Origin of the sequence: Enterococcus saigonensis (assembly GCF_011397115.1) — a bacterium.
Lineage (GTDB): Bacteria > Bacillota > Bacilli > Lactobacillales > Enterococcaceae > Enterococcus_C > Enterococcus_C saigonensis.
In genome coordinates this window covers 2,381,348-2,396,941 of record NZ_AP022822.1, presented here as the reverse complement: position 1 = coordinate 2,396,941, position 15,594 = coordinate 2,381,348, and the positions used below count along the sequence as shown (strand labels likewise).

General features: G+C 36.9%; 17 protein-coding genes. 13 read left to right on the top strand and 4 right to left on the bottom strand.

What is annotated here, in order from left to right; translation table 11 throughout:
• Positions 1 to 77 precede the first annotated feature (77 nt).
• From EsVE80_RS11505 to EsVE80_RS11495, 3 genes are all read left to right on the top strand, one after another.
• Positions 78 to 887, top strand: a complete 810-nt coding sequence (locus tag EsVE80_RS11505) for a Cof-type HAD-IIB family hydrolase (protein ID WP_173103845.1) — start codon at positions 78 to 80, stop codon at positions 885 to 887.
• Between the two features lie 32 nt (positions 888 to 919).
• Complete coding sequence (ftsY, locus tag EsVE80_RS11500; RefSeq protein ID WP_173103844.1) at positions 920 to 2,317, top strand: signal recognition particle-docking protein FtsY; 1,398 nt, start codon at positions 920 to 922, stop codon at positions 2,315 to 2,317.
• 136 nt (positions 2,318 to 2,453) lie between these two features.
• Positions 2,454 to 3,110: a CPBP family intramembrane glutamic endopeptidase gene (locus EsVE80_RS11495; RefSeq protein ID WP_173103843.1), complete on the top strand. Its 657-nt coding sequence runs from the start codon at positions 2,454 to 2,456 to the stop codon at positions 3,108 to 3,110.
• A gap of 58 nt (positions 3,111 to 3,168) precedes the next feature.
• Here the strand turns inward: EsVE80_RS11495 and EsVE80_RS11490 are convergent, their stop codons facing one another.
• A complete protein-coding gene (locus tag EsVE80_RS11490) occupies positions 3,169 to 4,974 on the bottom strand; it encodes a sensor histidine kinase (protein WP_173103842.1) in 1,806 nt (601 codons plus the stop codon).
• A gap of 39 nt (positions 4,975 to 5,013) precedes the next feature.
• Here EsVE80_RS11490 and EsVE80_RS11485 point away from each other — a divergent pair, with 39 nt between their 5' ends.
• Positions 5,014 to 5,727: a response regulator transcription factor gene (locus EsVE80_RS11485; RefSeq protein WP_173103841.1), complete on the top strand. Its 714-nt coding sequence runs from the start codon at positions 5,014 to 5,016 to the stop codon at positions 5,725 to 5,727.
• Here the strand turns inward: EsVE80_RS11485 and citG are convergent.
• The 3 genes from citG to EsVE80_RS11470 all read right to left on the bottom strand — a co-directional run bounded on the left by citG (position 5,724) and on the right by EsVE80_RS11470 (position 8,833).
• Positions 5,724 to 6,581, bottom strand: coding sequence for a triphosphoribosyl-dephospho-CoA synthase CitG (citG, locus tag EsVE80_RS11480; protein WP_173103840.1), 858 nt, complete (start codon positions 6,579 to 6,581; stop codon positions 5,724 to 5,726). The genes EsVE80_RS11485 and citG overlap by 4 nt on opposite strands.
• Complete coding sequence (locus tag EsVE80_RS11475) at positions 6,574 to 7,269, bottom strand: GntR family transcriptional regulator (RefSeq protein WP_173103839.1); 696 nt, start codon at positions 7,267 to 7,269, stop codon at positions 6,574 to 6,576. The genes citG and EsVE80_RS11475 overlap by 8 nt, the downstream gene beginning before the upstream one ends.
• Before the next feature lie 169 nt (positions 7,270 to 7,438).
• Complete coding sequence (locus tag EsVE80_RS11470) at positions 7,439 to 8,833, bottom strand: CitMHS family transporter (RefSeq protein WP_173103838.1); 1,395 nt, start codon at positions 8,831 to 8,833, stop codon at positions 7,439 to 7,441.
• A gap of 426 nt (positions 8,834 to 9,259) precedes the next feature.
• On the opposite strand from EsVE80_RS11470, the gene EsVE80_RS11465 reads away from it, so the two are divergent.
• The 9 genes from EsVE80_RS11465 to citX are packed head-to-tail and all read left to right on the top strand — an operon-like array spanning position 9,260 to position 15,592.
• Positions 9,260 to 9,574, top strand: coding sequence for a hypothetical protein (locus tag EsVE80_RS11465; protein WP_173103837.1), 315 nt, complete (start codon positions 9,260 to 9,262; stop codon positions 9,572 to 9,574).
• Between the two features lie 23 nt (positions 9,575 to 9,597).
• Positions 9,598 to 9,993 (top strand): acetyl-CoA carboxylase biotin carboxyl carrier protein subunit, encoded by a 396-nt coding sequence (locus EsVE80_RS11460; protein WP_173103836.1) that lies wholly within the window; start codon positions 9,598 to 9,600, stop codon positions 9,991 to 9,993.
• Between the two features lie 45 nt (positions 9,994 to 10,038).
• On the top strand, positions 10,039 to 11,154 hold the full coding sequence (locus EsVE80_RS11455) for a sodium ion-translocating decarboxylase subunit beta (RefSeq protein WP_173103835.1): 1,116 nt from the start codon (positions 10,039 to 10,041) through the stop codon (positions 11,152 to 11,154).
• A 41-nt stretch (positions 11,155 to 11,195) separates the two neighbouring features.
• On the top strand, positions 11,196 to 11,318 hold the full coding sequence (locus EsVE80_RS14015; protein WP_269474239.1) for an OadG-related small transporter subunit: 123 nt from the start codon (positions 11,196 to 11,198) through the stop codon (positions 11,316 to 11,318).
• 21 nt (positions 11,319 to 11,339) lie between these two features.
• The gene (gene citC, locus EsVE80_RS11450; protein WP_173103834.1) at positions 11,340 to 12,335 is read left to right on the top strand and encodes a [citrate (pro-3S)-lyase] ligase; all 996 of its coding nucleotides are present in this window, start codon (positions 11,340 to 11,342) and stop codon (positions 12,333 to 12,335) included.
• 10 nt (positions 12,336 to 12,345) lie between these two features.
• Positions 12,346 to 12,654: a citrate lyase acyl carrier protein gene (gene citD / locus EsVE80_RS11445; RefSeq protein WP_173103833.1), complete on the top strand. Its 309-nt coding sequence runs from the start codon at positions 12,346 to 12,348 to the stop codon at positions 12,652 to 12,654.
• Positions 12,642 to 13,529 (top strand): citrate (pro-3S)-lyase subunit beta, encoded by an 888-nt coding sequence (gene citE, locus EsVE80_RS11440; protein WP_173103832.1) that lies wholly within the window; start codon positions 12,642 to 12,644, stop codon positions 13,527 to 13,529. The genes citD and citE overlap by 13 nt, the downstream gene beginning before the upstream one ends.
• A 1-nt stretch (position 13,530) precedes the next feature.
• Positions 13,531 to 15,063, top strand: a complete 1,533-nt coding sequence (gene citF, locus EsVE80_RS11435; protein ID WP_173103831.1) for a citrate lyase subunit alpha — start codon at positions 13,531 to 13,533, stop codon at positions 15,061 to 15,063.
• Complete coding sequence (citX, locus tag EsVE80_RS11430) at positions 15,056 to 15,592, top strand: citrate lyase holo-[acyl-carrier protein] synthase (protein WP_173103830.1); 537 nt, start codon at positions 15,056 to 15,058, stop codon at positions 15,590 to 15,592. The genes citF and citX overlap by 8 nt, the downstream gene beginning before the upstream one ends.
• Positions 15,593 to 15,594 lie beyond the last annotated feature (2 nt).

Below are 15,594 nucleotides of genomic sequence, written 5' to 3'. Positions count from 1 at the left end.
TGGATAGGCTAAAGATTTTTTAGCTTATCCCACACTTTTTAGCCAATTACAAAAGTTTTATAAAGGAGTTTATTCTAGTGATTAAAATGATTGCTATTGATCTTGACGGAACATTATTAAATCAAGAAAAGAAAATTAGTCAGCGTAATCAGGAAGCCTTAGCGAAGGCTAGAGCACAAGGTGTAAAAATCGTTTTATGTACAGGGCGCCCTTTGCGAGCAATCAGACCTTATTTAGATGAATTAAACTTAAAAGAGCCGGGAGATTATAGCATTACGTTTAATGGTGGTTTAGTACAAAAAAATGATACCGGCGAGGTTATGGCAAAGTCAGTTTTGAGTTATGATAATGTTATGGAATTAGTAAAGTTGGCTCGTGATTTAGCTTTGCCGTTAGATGTTGTTTCTGATGAAGTTGTCTACATCCTACCAACTGCGCCCAATCATCTTTCCATTTATTCTAAGTTAAATCCATTATTACAATTTCAACAATTTTCTGAAGCAGAATTAACCGAATCTTTATTATACAACAAAGCTGTAGTAGCTTTTGAACAAACGTATTTGGATCAGCAGTTGGCTAAAATTCCAACTGAATTTAAGGAACGTTATGAAATAATCAAAACACGGGACGTTCTATTGGAATTTATGCCAAAAGGTGTTACTAAAGCGTATGGTTGCCAGTTATTAGCCCAACATCTTGGAATAACAGCTAACGAAATTATGGCTATTGGGGATGAAGAAAACGACTTACCGATGATTGAATATGCTGGCACAGGTGTGGCAATGGCTAACGCGGTGACAATGGTAAAAGATGCGGCTGATGTTATTACTGCTAGTAACGATGCAGATGGAGTTGCACAAGTGATTGAAAAATACGTGTTACAATAAGTTTATGCAAATTTGCAATAAGGAGGTTCAATATGGGTTTTTTTGATAAAATAAAAAAAGCTTTGATGGGGGAAAATGAAACGAAACCCTCCGCAGAAACACCAGTAGCACCCACAGAAGAAATAACAGCAAGCGAGAGTGAACAGGAAAAAGCAACTACTCCGGTTAAAAGTGTACCAGAGATACTTTCTGATAGCGAGAAAGAAAAAGCAGATGAAGGTTTTCCTGCCAAAGAAGATGAGAAATCATCAATGATAGCGTCTTCTTCAAAAGAAGATAGCATGGCTTCACAAGTAACAAAAAATATTACAGAAGAAAAAAATTCAGCGGACAGTGCAGTTGAAAAACTAGACAAAAATTCAGAAGAACAAGCACTGATTAAAACAGAGCAGCCAGAGGAAAGTATTTCAGTTCCGCCTGTGGATAGTGTTACTACTTTTGAAACACAAGAAAAAGAAAGCAAATCGCCAAACGAAACTATTGCTTCTGACACCGTTCAAGAAAAATACGACAAAGGATTGAAAAAATCCCGAAAAACATTCGGTCAACGTCTAAATGAGCTATTTGCTAACTTTCGTAGTGTAGATGAAGAATTTTTTGAAGAAGTCGAAGAAACACTCATTGGTGCTGACGTTGGCTTTGAAGCAGCGATGAAAATTGCGGATGATTTACGTCAAGAAGTCAAATTACGGAATGTAAAAAAACCTGCCGAAGTGCAAAATGTTATGATTGAAAAATTGGTGGACTTGTATGATGAAGCGGGCACAGACGAAGTAAATACATTAAATATTCAACCAGAAGGCTTAACAGTCATGCTTTTTGTCGGCGTAAATGGTGTGGGAAAAACAACTAGTATTGGTAAATTAGCCTATGAATACAAGCAAGCTGGCAAAAAAGTGCTTTTAGCAGCAGCGGATACTTTCCGTGCCGGAGCGATTGATCAATTAGTTGTCTGGGGTCAACGAGCAGGTGTCGAAGTTGTCCGTGGCAATGCAGGAGGGGATCCGGCAGCTGTAGTTTATGATGCGATGGAAAAAGCAAAAGTCCAAAATGCAGATATTTTGTTGGTGGATACAGCGGGTCGCTTGCAAAATAAAGTAAATTTAATGAATGAGTTAGAAAAAATTAAGCGAGTTATTAAACGTGAGGCGCCCGATGCCCCGCACGAGGTATTACTTGTTTTAGATGCAACGACTGGCCAAAATGCTATGGTTCAAGCAAAACAATTTAAAGAGACTACCGATGTGACCGGACTAATCTTAACCAAATTAGATGGTACAGCTAAAGGTGGGATTGTTTTAGCAATTCGTAACGAATTGCATTTACCTGTTAAATTAGTTGGTTTGGGAGAGGGAATTGATGACTTAGAGCCATTTGATCCAAACGAATTTATTGTAGGACTATTTAAAGGTTTGATTAAAGATGTCTAGTTACGACTAGTAATAGTTAAAAAATTTCTTTGTTTGCTTTAAAAATAAGGTGAAATTTTACTCGTTGTTCGAGTGGAATTTCGCCTTTCTGTTTAACTTTGAATGACAAGACAATCTGATTTATTGGAGGAATGATATGACACAAACAAATTTATTAAAACGTTTAATTTTTTATTGTGGTTTTATTTTATTGCAAACTCTCGTCTCAACCGTGGTTTTCTTACCAGGGATTAGTGATGGCATGCTTGCTTTAATTAGTATTTTAGTTGCTGGCGGTTTTATTTATTTTTTAGCTACTCGCTACCAAAAGCAATTGGTTGTGTATAACCCGCGAAAAATTGGGCAAAAAAAAATTACGGGAAAATGGAAATATGTGCTTTTGGGAGTGTTGGCGATGTTTGCTGCTAACATTATTTTAGCGAATTTCTTACCAGAAACAACGGAAAATCAAGCTGGAATAAACCAAAGTTTTTTGGTAAATCCAATTACACTGACTGTCTATGGCGTCATCTTAGCGCCCATGATTGAAGAATTGCTGTTTCGTGGTATTTTTATGAATTATTTTTGGAATAATGACACCACAAAAGACAACCTATTCGCGATAATAACTTCCGCGTTATTATTTGGTTTGATGCATGAACCGCGACTTTCAATGGCACTGGTTTTATATATGACCCTAGGAATTGTATTGGCAAGTGTGTATCAAAAAACACAAGATTTACGTTGTTCAATGCTTGTGCATATGCTTTATAATGGTTTAGGCTTTGTTGGTATGTTTTTAACATTGCAATAAAAAAGGAAAAGACCCGAAAATATAGACAGTATTTTCGGGTCTTTTTTATTGGCAAAAATCAGTTTACTTCTTTATTTTCAGCAATGGGAATAATAAGACTGAAACTAGTTCCTTTTTCTGAGCTATCAACTTCCATTAACCAGCTATTGCGTTTTACGATGGAAGAAACAATAAAAAGTCCTAGACCTGTGCCGCCTTCTTCTTTTCTTGTGGTCAGAAATGGAGTGAAAATCTTATCTTTGACACGACTGTCAATACCGGGTCCATTATCTGAAACTTGAATCATAGCCAACTTTTTATTTTGATAAATAAATGCGCGTGCTGTAATCTTCTGATACATTGAATCAGAAGGACTGATAAGTGAGACGGTAATAGTTGCATCAGCTTTGGCTTGATAGGCGTTGGTAATTAAGTTATACAATAAAACTTGGACATCATCTTGTTGGAATAAGGCATCTGCTGAAAGATTAATCTCTTTTGTAATCGTGACTGTTTTTGGAATTAAAATTTTCATGGTCGTGACAGCTTCTTCGACTGCTTGATTAAGGGATTGTATCTTTTTAATTTGATCTGCTTCTTTTGAGAAATGTAGAATTCGTTGTGAAAGTTGTTGCCCTTTTTTGGCAGCATAGTGCATATCTTCTAAATCCCCCAAAAGTTCGGCATCATTGGTGTGTTCGGCCATTAATAACTCAATATTACCAATTAAAGGAGTTAAGAAATTGTTCATATCATGAACAATGCCAGTAGTAACCAGGCCAATGGTTTCCATTTTTGACTCTTGTAACAGACTCTTTTCTAACTGATGTTTTTCGGCTTCTAATTGTCGTTTTTCTTTTAGACGTTGATTTTCATTGATAGTATGTTGTTGTTTTGCAAAAAGTCGGACCATCAAGACCAATAAGGAAGCGACCATTAACAAAATTACGACGAGTCCCAAATTGATCAACAAGTCGTGTAAAATCCAACCATTATCTTGATAAAAGTCGGAAGTATTGGCAATAACAAAGCGATCTTCCCCAATTTCAACCCATTGAAAGGCATTGAGTTTTAAAACTGAAGTAAGATCAGCTTCATTCCACCAATAGGAGTGATAGCTTAAACTACCTTTTTCATGCTGTTTTTGATAGACATCTAATTTTTCTAAATCGGTGTAATCTAATGTAGGAAAACGTTTTTTACGCCCAGTAATAATATTTAGTCCTATTTGTTCTTTAGCTGGGTGCATCACAACTTCCATTTTTTCATTTTTCATTAAAGGATAACGTTGCGCCGTGTCTGTGGGTTGAATTTTATCTAAAAATAGTTGCTCCAAATTTAAGGGAACGACAACAAGTCCTTGAATCTCTTTTTGAGCGTTGTAAATAGGATGGTAAAGATTAAAAAAAGAATTTTGCTGAATAAAATATACTTTGCCGTTTTGCTTGGCATCTCCTTTTAATGCTTTAGCAAAAATAGGATCGGTAATTAATTTTTTTGCTAATTTCTTATTTTCAACTTGATTTTCAGAAGAAAAGTGTCCTTCTAGTTGTTTGCCCTTGGTGTCAAAAAGAAAGATTCCTGAAAAAGCATGATTACGCCTAAAAAATTGGGAAATAAGCTTATTTTGCTGGGGTAATTGTAAGGACGTTTGAGTATTCATTGTATCGGTTACAAAGCTATCTAAATCATTTGCGCTACTTTGGATTTCAGCGACAATCAATTTGGTACTTACTTCGTTGACCTGTTCTAATTGGCTTTTCCCCATTTTTAAAGCTTCTTGTTGTATGTTATGATAACCTAGAGCTGTGATGAGAATGCCTGCCAGTGTTATAACCATCACGCTGATAAAAAGGGCATTCATTTTTTTAGTTAACTTTTTCATTTTTGGTAAGCCTTTCATTTTAACTTGGAGGAATTTTCGATGCGCAATGAAAAAATTTTAGTAGTGGACGATGATCCGGCAATTCGTCGGTTAATATGGAAATCACTGCAATCGACGGGTATCCTAATTTATCAAAGCGACTCAATTGAAAAGACGATGGATATTATGAGTCGGGTTGAATTTGATTTGTTTTTATTAGATATTAGTTTAGAATATGAAAACGATGGCTATCATTTGGCACAAATGATTCGTAGTGAAAACAGCGTCGTGCCTATCATTTTTTTAAGTGGAAAAACCCAAGATCAAGATATCGTTACTGGACTTGAAACAGGGGCGGATTTATATTTAACAAAACCATTTTCACCTGCCATTTTGAAAGCACAGGTTTTGGCTTCTTTGGACCGCAGTTTAGTTCTGAAAAAACATAGCGGTCAACCCACTAAAACCAATGATATTTTAGAAATTGGTGAATTTACGTATGATAAAAAACGGTATCAGCTTTACAAAAATGACATACCGGTCAAATTATCTTCTAAGGAAACACAGCTGATGCAGTTTTTTATGGAAAATCCCAACCAAGTTTTTTCAAAAGAACAAATTTATCAAAGTGTTTGGGACGAAGAAAAAACCGATGCCAACACTATTATGGTCTTTATCAATCATTTACGCAATAAGATTGAAGAAGATCCGAAAAATGCAAAATATTTGCAGACAGTGTGGGGAATCGGTTATACGTTTGTAGTGACTGTTTAAAACAAATTTTCTAAAAGGGCAAAATAAATACCAAGAGATAATAAATCCGCGGCCCCACCTGGGCTCCAGTTGCGTGAAGTTAAGATTTTATCGTATTGACGTAATTGTTTTGTTAGTTCACAAGTGTCTAAGTTTGCAGTGTGAAGCTGCTGCATTTCTGATTTTAAGGTTAGTAGTGCTTCTTGCCCACCGCGATGTAAAATATTACTATCTTCTAATTCACTCATTAAAAATACTAAAGCACGCAATAATAATTCGTCACGGGGTAAATCACGGTTTTGTCGTAAATAAGGGAGCAAAACTTTTCCCAAGGCTGGATACCCCGCAGCTGCTTGACCACGAATACCAGTGGCGCCTTTGGCCAAATAAAGTTTTTCGCCATGTGTTAGATTTTTTTTGGCCGCAACATTTTTGAAGTCGTTTTTTAGTAAGTCTTGGGTAATTGCTTGACTTAAAGTTAAAATATTTTTCGAGTCAGCTGCTGTTAATGGTAGCTGATTTTTTTGTAGATGTAATCCAGTGGCACCTAATAAAACTGCAAAAGAAAAGTTAGCGCCTTTATGGGTATTGACTCCTTTTGTGGCAGCAAACATGGCATTTTCCGCTTGTTGGCCTAATTCACGTAAGATCGGAAATAAAGTAGCAGGTGCTGTTTTGTGTGTTAGACCTGCATTTAAATACTGTGAAAAATAAGGGGTTAGGGCTAAAATACTATCAATAAATAAATAAAAATCCATGTCATTATGAGCACCGTTTGTTAAGCGATCTACAAGGCCTGGCTTAGGCGACAGGGCAACTTCATAAAAAAGACCTTTCTGAGCAGCGGTGACTACCAAAAGCTGTTGATTATTCAATTTGATGAGACTCCATTTCTTGTAAAATAAATTGTAAGGAATGGTTCAAATGTTCATGGGTAATGAGAGTAACTTGTGTGATGTCATTAGTGACCATACCGCGATAAAGCAACCAATGTTCTTCTAATGCACGATAGCGTCGTTCAGAAGAGCGGATAGCAATGTCACGGAAATAGACAAGATAAGCTTGTAAATCGGTCACGATTGTTTTTAAACGTTTCATCTGACTTTTTTCATAAATAAAGGAATTGAAATCTGAAAAATTTTGTAAGACCTCATCAACTTTATCTGATTGATTAAGGCGATCGCCTTCTTCTAACAAGGCCCGTAAGTCATCAAAGTCCTTTGGTGTCATAAGTTGCATTGCTTTAATTGTAGCCAATGTATCTAGTGACTTGCGGATATCATAAATTTCGTGGGCATCTTTAATACTGATTCCTTTAACAACAATACCAACGCGGGGAACATGTTCAACTAATTGTTCTTCAACTAATTGATGAAGTGCAAAGCGAATCGGAGTTCGACTGATGTTTAATGTTTCTGAAAATTCTTTTTCATTGATTCTTTCGCCTGCTGGAATCTGCCCTAGAATAATACTTTTCCGAAAGGCTTCGTAAATGGAAAGCTTTAAGGGCTGATTTTGGGACAAATCCAAATTGTTTTTAACGGCTGCAATGGTTGTGTTCATAATACTCAATCCTCCTTGTAGGGAAGTTTTTTTACGTGAAATGGGATTCATTTTCTCGCCCCATCATATTTTTTATCTCGTTATTTGTCAATAAGCGTTTTCCTTTTAGGTAACGATTAGAAGTTTAAAAAGAAAAAACCGGGTCATAAACGGCCCGGTTTTTTTAAGTTTATTTTTGTGGGATGTAAAATGGTAAGTGACCGAATAACATAATCGTTACCACGAAGATTACGAAGATACAAGCGGCCCATTTTCCAGCTTCTCGTTGCCATTGTCCCATATCTAATTTTGTTAAGCGTAGTAATAAGTAGATGAACGCTACTAATGGTGACAATAAGTGGAATGCTTGACCCATTAATGAAGCAAGTGCCATTTGCATATTAGTGAAACCATAAGCACGACCTGCTTCAGCTAAGACGGGCATAACACCAAAGTAGAAACCATCATTAGAAATAAAGAATGTACCTGGTGCAGAAATTAATGCAATTACAATACCCCAGAAGCCAGCTAATTGTTTAGGAATAATGTAAGTGAAGCTTGTTGCTAATGCTTCTGCTAAACCTGAACCTTGGAAAATACCCATGAATACACCAGCAGCAAAAACTAGGATAACTACTTGCACAGCATCGCCACCATTAGCGCCGATACGTGCTGATTGATCTTTTAAGACTGGGTAGTTGACGATTAATGCGATACAAGTACCTAATAAGAATAAGAACAAAGGAGGTTGTGCAAACCAGCCAGGCAAGCCGATTTGGTCTGCAAACGAACTTAGAACTAACCAAGCGATTAGAACAATAGTCATGATACCGTTAAAAGCAAAAAGTTTTGGACGACGAATTGCCATTGTTTCTGGATCTGTAACGGCAGTCATTTCTTCGATTTCTGCATCAGTTAATTGTTTGATACCTAAGCGTTTTCTTTCCTGACGACCCATATGAGGTGCTACTATAAAGATAACGAATAAAACAGAAAGAATCATACCTGGCATTAAGTAAGCTAAAATTTCAGCGCCAACATCTAAAACAGCCATTGCCCGTGCAGTAGGACCGCCCCATGGCAATAGGTTCATAATCGTGTTTTGCAAAATAACTAAAACAGCAAGATTCATTAATTTCATGTCTAATTTTTTATAAATTGGAATAAAAGCAGAACAGCAAATTAATGTGGTTGTTGTACCGTCACCGTTTAATGAAACAGCTGCAGCTACAACTGCTGTAGCAATCAATACTTTCATTGGATCGCCTTTAGCGAAATGAATCATTTTTTTAGTAATTGGATCAAATAGACCAGCATCTAACATAATAGAGAAATAAAGGATAGCAAATAATAACATGATCCCTGTGTTAGAGGTTGTTTTGATACCTTCCATAACCCAATCGCCGATATTGTTGCTACCGGCTACACCGTCAACAACAGGTGGTGCCGTTACACCAGCAGCTAGGGCAATTAAAGCAAATACTAAAGGAATAATAACTAATGACGTAAGTGGAGACAATTTCTTTTTCATGATAACGAACATGAAGACGATAATCATGAGGTAAGACAAAATAGTAAGTAACATTTCCTTCTTCCTTTCAAAAACGTTTTATTGTAGCGCTAAATTATGAGTTGCATGCCGGCTAACAAATGCAATTTTTCACAATTTCTCTGCTAACGCTTACATCATACGCAAGCATGGACTAAAAAAAAATAGAGTTTTTTAAAAGAAACACGAAAAGAACAATTTCACTCTCTAAATCTTATTTAGGGCTTAAAAAGTTATTAATAAAATCTTAACGACTGTAAAACGTTGTTAAACCAACATTTTAAAGCGTTTTTAATAAAAAACCTAATTTTGAAACAGTAAAAGAACAATTTAATCTAGAGGCAAAACTTCTCAAGAATGTAAATCATTCTATAATGAGGATGTTGTAAGACAGAAACATCAAATTTTGAAATTATCTGTAGCCGCTATGGTTTAAGAAGATGCAAAGAAAGGAGTGAGTCGATGGGATTATGGGATTTTTTTCGTCAAAAAAAAGTAGAAGAACCAGTAGCTGTCAAAGATTCGACAGCAACAAAAACAGAGCCCCTTTGGCAAGAAGTACCTGCTTATATTGAAACAGATTCCAAAAATTATGAACTTGTCAGTGTCATTGCCTCTGCCATCATGGCTGGGGATAAAAGCGATAGTCAGTTTGTCGTGAAACGGATATTAGAACGCAACCCTGAGGCCGAGCTTGTATCCATTATCTCAGCGAGTATTGCTGCAGGTGAACAAGAAGACAGTCAATTGACTGTTAAAAAAATCATGAAAAAATAAAACTAGTAAAGAGGAGAATGATTATGTTACGTAAATTCAAAATTGCAATTGATGGAAAAGAATATTTAGTAGAAATGGAAGAAATTGGCGGTGTGCCACAACCAGCCGCACCTGTTTCACCGGCACCACAAGTAACTGCACCAGTTCAAACAGCTCCTGCGGCACAAGAAGAAGCACCACAAGCCCCAGCAGCCACACCAGCAAGTGCAGATGCAATGACAGCTCCAATGCCAGGAACAATTTTGAAAATTTTAGTTAACGTGGGAGATGAAGTAAAAGAAAATCAACCCGTTATGATTTTAGAAGCAATGAAAATGGAAAATGAAGTCGTTGCACCAAAAGCTGGTAAAGTAACAGGCGTTCATGTGACACAAGGTCAAATGGTTAACCCTGGTGAAGCATTAATTACAATTGGTTAATTTTTTAGAATTAGAAATGAAAATTTGATATAGGAAGTGAATTAGGTGGAAACTCTTTTAGAAGGTATTATCGGTATGGGACAAGAGCCAGGAAGAATTGTCATGATGTTAATTGGCGCCTTGTTGATGTATCTAGGGATTAAAAAAGAATATGAACCAACGTTATTGGTACCGATGGGGTTGGGAACAATTTTAGTTAACTTCCCAAATTCCGGTGTTTTACAAGCCGGTGGCGAAGCTGGTCCTTTCCAAGTTCTATTTGATGCCGGAATCAGTACAGAATTATTCCCATTACTATTATTTATTGGTATTGGTGCCATGATCGATTTTGGCCCATTATTACAAAATCCGTTCTTGCTATTATTTGGTGCTGCTGCTCAGTTTGGTATTTTCTTTACAGTTATCGTGGCAGTTTTACTTGGTTTTGATCTTAATGATGCTGCTTCTATTGGGATTATTGGGGCGGCAGATGGTCCGACTTCAATCTTTGTAGCGAACACTTTGAATTCCAAGTATATGGGCGCAATCATGGTAGCGGCATATTCTTACATGGCGCTGGTTCCAATTATTCAACCAGTAGCAATTAAAGCCGTTACAACGAAAAAAGAACGTCAAATTCGTATGACATATCATGCTGGTGCAGTGTCACAAACAGCAAAAATTTTATTCCCAATCGTTATTACGATTGTAGCAGGTCTAATTGCACCTGTGTCATTACCGTTAGTAGGGTTCTTAATGTTTGGTAACTTATTAAGAGAATGTGGTGTATTAGATCGTCTATCTGTTTCAGCTCAAAATGAGTTAGTAAACTTAGTAAGTATTCTCTTAGGTCTGACAATTTCTGTAAAAATGCAAGCTAATGATTTCTTGAAAATTGATACATTGATGGTTATCGGTTTAGGCTTGGTTGCATTTGTAATGGACTCTGTCGGTGGTGTATTGTTTGCTAAACTATTGAATTTATTTAGAAAAGAAAAAGTGAATCCAATGATTGGTGCTGCAGGTATTTCGGCCTTTCCAATGTCAAGTCGTGTTATTCAAAAAATGGCAACAGAAGAAGATCCGCAAAACTTCATTTTAATGCATGCAGCCGGAGCTAACGTTTCAGGACAGATTGCATCTGTTATTGCCGGTGGTTTGTTATTAGCTTTGTTGACTTAATAATTTGAAGATTAAATAGCTTTTCATAAAGGAGGATTACGATGTCTGAAGATTTAAAAATTGCGTTTGAACTATTAGGATTTGGCTGGGGCGGTGTGTTTGTTGTTATCTTGATCATTTACGCAGCATCACAGTTATTGGCGAAGTTGTTTCCGCCAAAATAAAAAATAATCGGGTGAGAAAAGATGCTAACACTAAAAAGACTCTGGATACTTCGAGATGCAAAAGATCAAAATCAGTGGAGAGAATTTTTAAAATCCGGTGGACTACATCCTGCTGAAGATGCGACATATACGGTAGGGATTTATGACAATGATGAATTAGTTGCGACAGGTTCTTTATCAGATAATATCATTAAGTATTTGTTAGTCTGCAAAAGATATCAATCAGAAAATTTACTGACGCAAATTATTGTTCATTTAATTGAACGCTTGCATGAAGAGGATATTTTTCACTACTTTGTGTATACAGCCCCGGATAAGGAAGTTATTTTTCGATCTTTAGGATTCAAAAAAATTATGAGTACTAAAGAAGTGCTGTTTATGGAACAAGGAGAGCCTGATTTTGACGACTATCTAACGTATATTGACCAGTTTGACCATGATGGAGAAAATGGTGGTATCGTCATGAATGCGAATCCTTTTACATTAGGTCATAAATACTTAGTCGAGCAAGCCCGTAAAGTTTGTGATCACGTCTATGTTTTTGTTGTCTCAGAAGAAAAATCGGAATTTTCCAGTCCAGAACGCTTTGCTTTAGTCAAAGAAGGCCTAAAGGAATTTGATGACGTTACAGTATTGCCTGCCAGAGATTATATGGTTTCATCTTTAACTTTTCCTGCTTATTTCTTAAAGGATCGCGCTGAGCTAAATATTGCTAATGTTCAAGCTCACTTAGATGCGACGCTTTTTAAAGAACGTATTGCACCGGTATTGCATATTACAAAACGTTTCGTTGGAGAAGAACCTTATTCAAAAGTGACAAATGTCTACAACGACGCAATGAAAGAAGTATTTCGTCCGGATCTGTCTCTGACCATCTTGCCTCGTCTAGCTATTAATGGGGAAGTAGTCAGCGCAACCAAAGTACGGCAAGCACTCCAAGATCACAATGAGCCACTTGTCCAATCCTTCGTTCCGGGCACTGTTTTAGCTTACTTGAAAGAGAAAAATAAAATTTGAGGTGAAAATTGTGGAAATCAAAAAAAGTGCAGTAGCTGGTACTGTAGAGTCAAGTGACATTATGGTTACTGTGGCGCCAAACCCAGAAGAAAAAATTGCAATTGAATTGGATAGTAGTGTAGAAAAACAATATGGTGAACAAATTCGAAAACTAATTGCAGAAACGTTAAAACGACTAGACGTGAGTGCAGCAAAAGTTACAGCAGTTGATAAAGGTGCGTTAGATTGTACAATTCAAGCCCGTACTTTAACTGCTGTTCATCGTGCCAGTGAAGTTGGAGAATATAACTGGAAGGAGATCGACTCATGGAACGCTTAAGAAGAACAATGATGTTTGTACCCGGTGCTAATGCCGCAATGTTAAGAGATGCACCTTTATATGGTGCCGATTCAATAATGTTTGACCTAGAAGATGCCGTTTCTTTAAAAGAAAAAGATTCTGCTCGGACTTTGGTCCACTTTGCCTTAAAAACATTTGATTACAGTAGTGTTGAAACGGTAGTACGTATTAATAGTTTAGATACTGTTGGTGTGCAAGATATCGCAGCAATGGTATTAGCAGGTGTCAATGTTATTCGTTTACCAAAAACTGAAACAGCACAAGATATTGTAGATGTAGATATTGAAATTACAAAAGTTGAAGAAGCAAACGGGATTAAAGTAGGAACTACCAAAATGATGGCAGCCATTGAATCAGCAGAAGGTGTGTTAAATGCAAGAGAAATCGCAAAAGCATCTTCACGTCTTATCGGGATTGCATTAGGTGCAGAAGACTATGTTACCAATATGCGGACACGTCGTTATCCAGATGGGCAAGAATTATTCTTTGCTCGCAGTTTTATTCTTCATTCTGCTAGAGCAGCTGGAATTGCTGCAATCGATACAGTTTATTCTGATGTAGATAATGAAGCTGGTTTCTTAAAAGAAGTAGAAATGATTAAGCAACTTGGTTTTGATGGCAAGTCCGTAATTAATCCGCGCCAAATCCCACTTGTCAATAAAGTATATGCACCAACTGAAAAAGAAATTCAAAACGCAAAAGAAGTGATTTGGGGTATTCGGGAAGCCGAAGCTAAAGGCTCTGGCGTTATTTCAGTTAACGGAAAAATGGTAGATAAACCTATCGTGGAACGGGCAGAACGTGTGATTGCTTTAGCAAAAGCTGCCAAGTTGATTTCCGAGGAGGATATTTAAAATGACAACAAATAAATTAGGCCGTGAAATTCCAACACAATTCGCTGATCAATACGGTGTTTTTGAAGGTGAATTAGCAAATATTAAAGAATATCAAGAATCAAGTCGTAAAATTAAACCCGTTAAGCCAAGAGATACAAAACTATTAGGTAGTATACGGGAAGCCATTGAAAAAACTGGCTTAAAAGATGGTATGACAATTTCTTTTCACCATCATTTCCGTGAAGGTGATTTTGTGATGAACATGGTTTTAGAAGAAATCGCTAAAATGGGTATCAAAAACTTATCCATTGCACCAAGTTCGATTGCCAATGTTCATGCTCCGTTAATTGATCATATTAAAAATGGCGTCGTAACTAACATTACATCAAGCGGTTTACGCGACAAAGTTGGCGCAGCCATTTCAGAAGGGATTATGGATAATCCGGTAGTAATTCGTTCTCACGGAGGTCGTGCGCGGGCGATTGCAGCAGGGGATGTACACATTGATGTTGCCTTTTTGGGGGCACCAAGTTCTGACGAATATGGTAATGCCAACGGGACTGTCGGTAAAGCAACTTGTGGTTCATTAGGTTATGCCATGATTGATGCAAAATATGCAGATCAAGTGGTTATTATTACCGATACTTTAATGCCTTATCCCAACACGCCAATTAGTATTCCACAAACCGATGTGGATTATGTAGTGGAAGTTGATGCAATTGGTGATCCAAATGGAATTGCAAAAGGAGCAACACGTTTTACTAAAAATCCTAAAGAATTATTGATTGCAGAATATGCTGCAAAAGTAATTACTAACTCACCATACTATAAAGAAGGCTTCTCATTCCAAACAGGTACTGGCGGTGCAGCACTTGCTGTTTCACGTTTCATGCGTGAAGCAATGATTAAAGATGGGATTAAAGCAAGCTTTGCTTTAGGTGGAATCACCAATGCGATGGTTGAGTTGTTAGAAGAAGGACTTGTGGAAAAAATTATTGATGTGCAAGATTTTGATCATCCTTCTGCTATTTCATTAGGTAAAAACGCAAATCATTATGAAATTGACGCCAACATGTATGCTTCACCATTAAGTAAAGGTTCTGTGATTAACCAACTGGATACAGCAATTTTATCTGCATTAGAAATTGATACAAACTTTAATGTAAATGTTATTACTGGTTCTGACGGTGTTATTCGAGGCGCTTCTGGTGGACATTCGGATACTTCAATGGCTTGCAAAATGAGTTTAGTTATTGCACCAATTATTCGTGGTCGGATTGCAACAATCGTTGATCAAGTAAATACAGTCGTTACACCTGGATCAAGTATTGACGTCGTGGTAACAGAAGTCGGAATTGCAATTAATCCAGCTCGCCAAGATTTAATTGAACATTTCAAAAAATTAGATGTGCCACAATTTACTATTGAAGAATTAAAAGAAAAAGCATACAGCATCGTAGGAGAACCCCAACCAATTCAATACGGCGATAAAGTCGTAGCATTAATTGAATATCGTGATGGCTCAATTATTGATGTGGTCAAAAATGTCTAATTATTTTCAAGGAAAAGCTGTTACATTACCTGAAATGTTGGCTTCTCGTGAAAAAAGGGCAGCATTGCAGCACGAGTTATTAATGAAATATCCAAACGCAAGCTTGCTTTCAGCAACAATGAATATTCCAGGGCCGGTAAAAAATACACCGGCTTTGGAAAAGCCATTTATTTCCTTGGTTGAAACAGTTCGTAAAGAATTAAAAGATTTTTTTATTATCGAAACAAACTATTTTTCTCGTAAGACCGGGTTGGAATTTTTCCTTCTAGCAGAAATTTCACCAGAACTACTAAAACGAAAAATGGTGGAAATCGAAGAAAAACACCCACAAGGTCGGTTGGTAGATTTAGACGTCTTATGGTTGGACAATAATCTGTTGCAGTCTATTAGTCGGCAAGATTTAGGTTTTCCTGCAAGAAGATGTTTAATCTGTAGTAAAGATGCCAAGATCTGTGGTCGAGCAAGAACACATACAATTGAAGAGATGCAAGCAAAAATTGCAAGTATCATAGAACAAGGAAAGGAGTAGTG